The sequence below is a fragment of the Tenacibaculum sp. 1_MG-2023 genome (assembly GCF_030547425.1).
Taxonomy (GTDB): domain Bacteria; phylum Bacteroidota; class Bacteroidia; order Flavobacteriales; family Flavobacteriaceae; genus Polaribacter.
The window spans coordinates 102,931-109,315 of sequence record NZ_JAUORH010000011.1; the positions used below are offsets into that span (position 1 = coordinate 102,931).

The window sequence follows — 6,385 nt, forward strand, 5'->3', positions numbered from 1 at the left end:
ACACTTCAACAACAAACAGACGAAGTTTTATAAAAAAGATGGCAGTATTATCTGCCATGACAGCAGCAGCTACTATGTTTCCAGGAATTATGTTTGCTGGCGAACAAGAAGAACAATTACCTAAAGGAGGGAATTTAGATTGGAAAAAAGCACCTTGCCGATTTTGTGGTGTGGGATGTGGCGTGATGGTTGGTGTTGAAAACGGTAAAGCAGTCGCAGTAAAAGGTGACCCTAAATCTCCAGTTAACAAAGGTCTATGCTGTGTAAAGGGATACCATTCAGTAATGGCAATGTATGGTAAAGACCGTTTGACAAAACCTCTAGTTAAAAAGAATGGTAGATATGTAGAAACCTCAATGAAAGAAGCGTTAGATTTAATTGCTTCAAAAATGAAAGAAACCATTAAAGATTATGGTAAAGATGCAGTATCTATTTATGGTTCAGGTCAATGGACCATTCCTGATGGATATGTAGCTTCAAAACTTTTCAAAGGATGTATAGGAACTAATAATGTTGAGGCCAATGCACGTTTATGTATGGCGAGTGCTGTTACTGGTTTTTTAACTTCTTTCGGAATTGATGAACCAATGGGTTGCTATGAAGATATTGATCATGCCGATGTTTTTGTGCTATGGGGAAATAATATGGCGGAAATGCATCCTGTATTATTTTCTAGGTTATTAGATCAACGCTTAAAAAGAGGTGTAAAAATCATCGATTTTGCTACCCGTACTACTCGTACTAGTATGGCTGCGGATAAATCTATTTTATTTTTACCTCAAACCGATTTAGCAGTTGCCAACGCTATTTGTTATGAAATTATAAATAATGGCTGGGTTAATAAATCTTTTGTTGAAAAACACTGTAACTTTAATAAAGGATTGACCAACATGGGATATGGTTTAGAGGATAAATACAAGTTTAAGGATAAACCAGAAAAAATTAATTTTGAAGAATACAAAAAATTTTTAGAAGACTATACGCCCGAAAAAGTAGAGAAAATTTCTGGTGTTTCTGCTAAAGATATTAAGTACATGGCTGCTTACTATGGTGATCCTAATAAAAAAGTAATGTCACTTTGGTGTATGGGACCTAACCAACACAGTAGAGGTACTTGGATGAATAATTTAATATATAATATTCATTTACTTACAGGAAAAATATCTACTCCAGGTAATAGTCCTTTCTCATTAACAGGACAACCTTCTGCTTGTGGTACTGTAAGAGAAGTAGGTACCTTAACTCATAAACTCCCTCATGGTGTGGTAATGAATAAAAAACACCGTGAATTTGCCGCTAAAATTTGGGATGTTCCCTTAGAAAATATAGACCCTAAACCAACCTATCATACCGTTGAAATGTTTAGAGCTTTAGATCGAGGAGATATTCGTTTTATGTGGATTCAGGTAACGAATCCAATGGTAACCATGCCTAAATTGAAACGTTATAGAGATGCTGCTAAAAAAGAAGGACGATTTATCGTCGTTTCTGACATTTACCCAACACCAACAACTGATATAGCAGATGTTATTTTACCTTCAGCAATGTGGGTAGAACGTGAAGGAATGTATGGTAATTCTGAACGTAGAACGCAATACTTTGAGCAAATGGTACAACCACCAGGAGAAGCCATGAGTGATACCTGGCAATTAGTGGAGGTTGCAAAAAGATTAGGATACGAAAAACAATTCTATTATAAAGAAGATTCTCATATCGAAGAAATTTATGCTGAATATCGTAAACACCACGATAATAAAAAGCATAATATGGCTCCGTTAGAAGTTTTAAAAGAAAACCCTGGAATGCAATGGCCTTATGTTGATGGAAAATCTACTCAGTGGCGTTTCAATGCTAAATATGATCCTGCCTGTAGCAATGGGGAAAAATTCCATTTCTATGGAAAACCTGATGGAAAAGCTGTCATTTGGCAACGTCCATATGAACCAGCTGCAGAAGAGCCAGATGCTAAATATCCATATTGGTTAAATACTGGACGTGTCGTTGAACATTGGCATACAGGATCTATGACAAGACGTATCCCTGTATTACATAAAGCAATGCCTCATGGTTATGTAGAATTAAATCCTGTTGATGCAAAACGTATGCAAGTTAAAACAGGAAACATGGTAAAGCTTACCACCCGTAGAGGAACAATAACATTACCTGCCTCTATAAATGAACGCGGAGTACCAGCGCCTATGCAAGTGTTTGTTCCGTTTTTTGATGAAAATATGTTAATTAATGATATCACACTCGACTCTTTTTGTCCAATATCAAAAGAACCAGATTATAAGAAATGTGCGGTTAAAGTAGAAAAAGTTTAATATTATGAAAAAACGTTTAGGCATCATATCGCTTTTCATTATTCTCTTTATTGCCTTTATTACTGTATGGAACTATAGTTACTATCAAGGACAAGAAGAAGCTTACATTCCTATTGAGAATAACCAACCAACTCCTATAATCCCTTCAGAAGCAGGTGTTTTTGAACGATCAAAGTATGCGTTAGATTATACTAAAATGCCAGTAGACGAAACGCATCAGCGAACCATGAAAAGCTATTATGATAATAGAGCTTTTCATGGAGCACCTCCAAGCATACCTCATGAAGTAAGTAGTGGTGAACGTAGTATGGGAGAAAATAATTGTTTAAAATGTCATGAAAATGGTGGGTATGTAGAGAAGTTCAAAGCATACACGCCTGTTACTCCTCATCCAGAAAAAGTGAATTGTCGTCAATGTCATGTACCACAAAAAACACAATCATTATTTAAAGAAACAAACTTTAAAAGAGGAACTATTCCTGTTGTAGGTAATAATAATGCACTAGCAGGTAGCCCACCTATAATTCCGCATCAATTACAATTAAGAGAAAACTGTTTAGCGTGTCATGCAGGACCAAGTGCCCCTAAGGAAATCAGAGTAACACATCCGGAAAGGGTTAATTGTAGACAATGTCATGTACCTAATAACAAGGTTACCGAAGACATTGGTAATTTCATCAGAAAAATTGAAAATTAATGAAAAAACACAAATATATAAAGTTCGTTTATTTCGCTTTTCTATTCACATTTTTATCAATTTCATGCAAGCATAAAGAACATGAATACCATAGTATTACAGATAAAATAGAAGCCGAAAGTAAAAACTATAACGGAGTTTCTATTTCTTCCGAAAAATATTTAGAAGGAATGAAAATGATGGAGGTTACAGAAAATAATATCACTTTTTTAATTCCAACAAGAAAAGATAAAATTAAATCCTATAAATGTACTGAGTGTCATACACAACCTTTGATAAAAATGCAAACTAAAGATATAAAAAAGGCACATTGGAACATTAAATTAAATCATGCAGCATTAAATACAATGAATTGTATTACCTGTCATGATAGTAATAATATGGATAAACTAAAGAGTATAACGGGGCATTCTATTGATTTAAATAAAAGCTATAAACTGTGTAGCCAATGCCATCAAAAACAATACAAAGATTGGACAGGAGGTGCTCACGGAAAACGAATTGAAAGTTGGGCTTCACCAAGAGCTTCTATGACCTGTGTTAATTGTCATAACCCACATTCACCTAGCTTTGACACTAAGTGGCCTGCAAGATTTAATACTCAAAAAGTAAAAGAACGTAAATAATTTTTAGGCATGAGCAATAACAAAAAAAAATGGTTTACTCTAAACCTAAATAGTAAACATAAACAAAAAAATAATTCTTGTGGTTGTGGAAAAACATCTGGAGGTTGTAATTCACATACCCAGAAAGAAGAACTGAATGAACAAGAGTTTTATAAAGCAGCGGTAAATGCTTCTATAGGAGAAGAGAAGCACAAAGATGGTTTTGATCAAGTATTTGATGTCAAGATGGATAGACGTTCTGCTTTTAAAAAATTAACTGCAAGTTTATTAATTGGAGCTGGAGCAGTTTCTTCATGTACAAGTGTGACTTCTAGCGATGAATCTAAAGAAAAAGCTCAAATAGATTGGGAGGAACAGTTTAAAGGTAACTATAAACTAATGACAGATGAAGAAAAAGAAGCAACTGTAAATCGTTTAATGCGTTCGTACCAATTACGTACCGGAAAAACAATAAATATGTCTTCTAAAAATGCTGAAGAAGATGTATTGTTTGGATACGCTTTTAACATTTCTAAATGTCAAGGGTATATGGACTGTGTGAGTGCTTGTGTTGAAGAAAATAACCAAGACAGAAATTCACAAATGCAATATATCCGAATCCATGAAATGAAAGATGGTAAAGGTTTTAATTTCAATGAAGCTGATGACAATTATTATCATGAAGTTCCTGCGGAAGGTCATTTTTATATGGGAACTCAATGCTTTCATTGTGATAACCCACCATGTGTAGAAGTTTGTCCTGTACAAGCTACTTGGCGAGAAAAAGACGGATTGGTAGTCGTTGACTACGATTGGTGTGTAGGTTGTCGTTATTGTATGGCTGCATGCCCTTACGATGGTCGTCGATTCAACTGGAGTAAACCAGAAGTACCTGAAGAGGAAATTAACCATAATCAACATTATTTAGGAAATCGAATGCGAAAAAAGGGAGTCATGGAAAAGTGTACTTTTTGTGTTCAACGCTCTAGAGCAGGTAAAAATCCTGCATGTGTGGAAGCTTGCCCTACCGGAGCACGTATTTTCGGAAACTTGCTCGACCCTAAGAGTACCATTCGATGGGTATTAGAAAACAAAAAAGTATTCAGATTAAAAGAAGATTTAGGTACCGAACCAAAGTTTTGGTACTTCATGGATTAAAAAATATACAATGAGAAGACTTAAAGTTTTTACAAGTTTAGTTAAAGGCAGTTTAGATATTATTACTAAAGGTTCAAAAAAATATCACCTTTGGATGGCTTTTTTAACCCTAGTCATCCTCATAGGAATGTATTGTTATTCAATTCAGTTAGAACACGGATTAAGCGTTACGGGAATGACGGATAGAGTAAGCTGGGGATTATATATATCTAACTTTACGTTTTTAGTAGGAGTTGCAGCCGCTGCCGTTATGTTAGTAATGCCTACCTATGTATTAAAAGATATTGACTTTAAACAAGCCGTTTTAATTGGTGAAGGTTTAGCCGTTGCAGCACTAATTATGTGTTTAGCCTTTGTTGTTGCTGATATGGGAGGACCTTCTGTTTTATGGCATATGATTCCTGGTTTTGGTGTTTTTAATTTTCCTAATTCCATGCTTACTTGGGATGTAATTGTATTAAATGGATATTTGTTTCTAAACATCACCATTCCTTTTTATATCTTATTCAGACACTATCAAGGAAAAGAAGCAAAAGCAAATGTGTATGTACCAGGAGCTATATTATCTGTTTTTTGGGCGGTAGGTATTCACTTAGTTACAGCATTTTTGTATCAAGGTTTACAAGCACGTCCTTTTTGGAACAATGCTTTATTAGGACCTCGATTTTTAGCCTCTGCATTCGCAGCTGGTCCAGCTTTAATTATTTTAGTTTTAGCAATCATTAGGACCTTTACTACATTTAAAATTGAAGATAAGACTATTAAGAAAATAGCAATGGTAGTTACTGTTGCCGCTCAAATAAATATTATAATGCTAGTCTCTGAATTGTTTAAGGAATTTTACGCTCCAACACATCATAGTGAAAGTGCTTATTATTTATTCTTTGGTTTAGATGGAAAAACAGCATTATTACCATGGATTTGGACTGCTATTTCATTAAATGTCTTAGCTACAATTATTCTAACTTTTCATAGACTTAGAAACAATTTGAAAGTATTATATTTTGCTTGTTTTATATTATTTATAGCTATTTGGATTGAAAAAGGGTTTGGTTTAATTGTACCGGGTTTCATTCCTGGTCCTTACGGAAAAATAGCTGAATACACTCCTACTGGAATAGAAATAGGTGTTACTTTAGGTATTTGGGCCTTAGGAGCTCTTATATTCACTATTTTAGCAAGAACAGCCATTGGTATTGAAACAGGTAAATTACGTTACAAAAATTAAATTATACTTTATTATAAACTAAAAATCCTATGAATTTTAAAACTCATAGGATTTTTAGTACCTGATTGTATTTAGATCCACAAAGCCAAATACTGTAATGTTTACATTACTTTTTCTTACGTTTATACTTCTTTTACGCATCTTCGAAAACATCTCTTTATACATGTACTCACTACATATTACACTTCCTATTACTTAAAGAGGGGATTATCTTAATAAGTTAATTACTTACCTATAATTATCTTAAAGCTTTAGTCAGGTTAAGTAGCAATAAAATATTGAAGTTAAAATAGGTGCATAAAAAAACCTCAATCTTTTAAAGATTGAGGTTTATAAAGAAAGGCAACGACCTACTCTCCCACCATTGGCAGTA

5 protein-coding genes are annotated in these 6,385 nt (G+C 34.1%); all 5 read left to right on the forward strand.

All coding sequences use genetic code 11. The annotated features are described in order from the left end of the window. The first annotated feature begins 38 nt into the window (after positions 1-38). Genes Q4517_RS09420 through dsrP form a run of 5 tightly spaced genes read left to right on the forward strand, consistent with a single transcriptional unit; the run spans position 39 to position 6,012 of the window. Positions 39-2,324: a molybdopterin-dependent oxidoreductase gene (locus tag Q4517_RS09420; RefSeq protein WP_303508439.1), complete on the forward strand. Its 2,286-nt coding sequence runs from the start codon at positions 39-41 to the stop codon at positions 2,322-2,324. Positions 2,325-2,328: 4 nt separating this feature from the next. Beyond that, the gene (locus Q4517_RS09425; RefSeq protein ID WP_303508442.1) at positions 2,329-3,021 is read left to right on the forward strand and encodes a nitrate reductase cytochrome c-type subunit; all 693 of its coding nucleotides are present in this window, start codon (positions 2,329-2,331) and stop codon (positions 3,019-3,021) included. Continuing rightward, the gene (locus Q4517_RS09430) at positions 3,021-3,647 is read left to right on the forward strand and encodes a multiheme c-type cytochrome (protein ID WP_303508444.1); all 627 of its coding nucleotides are present in this window, start codon (positions 3,021-3,023) and stop codon (positions 3,645-3,647) included. The genes Q4517_RS09425 and Q4517_RS09430 overlap by 1 nt, the downstream gene beginning before the upstream one ends. A 9-nt stretch (positions 3,648-3,656) precedes the next feature. Continuing rightward, positions 3,657-4,784, forward strand: coding sequence for a 4Fe-4S dicluster domain-containing protein (locus Q4517_RS09435; protein WP_303508445.1), 1,128 nt, complete (start codon positions 3,657-3,659; stop codon positions 4,782-4,784). A gap of 10 nt (positions 4,785-4,794) precedes the next feature. Then, positions 4,795-6,012, forward strand: a complete 1,218-nt coding sequence (gene dsrP / locus Q4517_RS09440) for a sulfate reduction electron transfer complex DsrMKJOP subunit DsrP (RefSeq protein ID WP_303508448.1) — start codon at positions 4,795-4,797, stop codon at positions 6,010-6,012. The last annotated feature ends 373 nt before the right edge of the window (positions 6,013-6,385 follow it).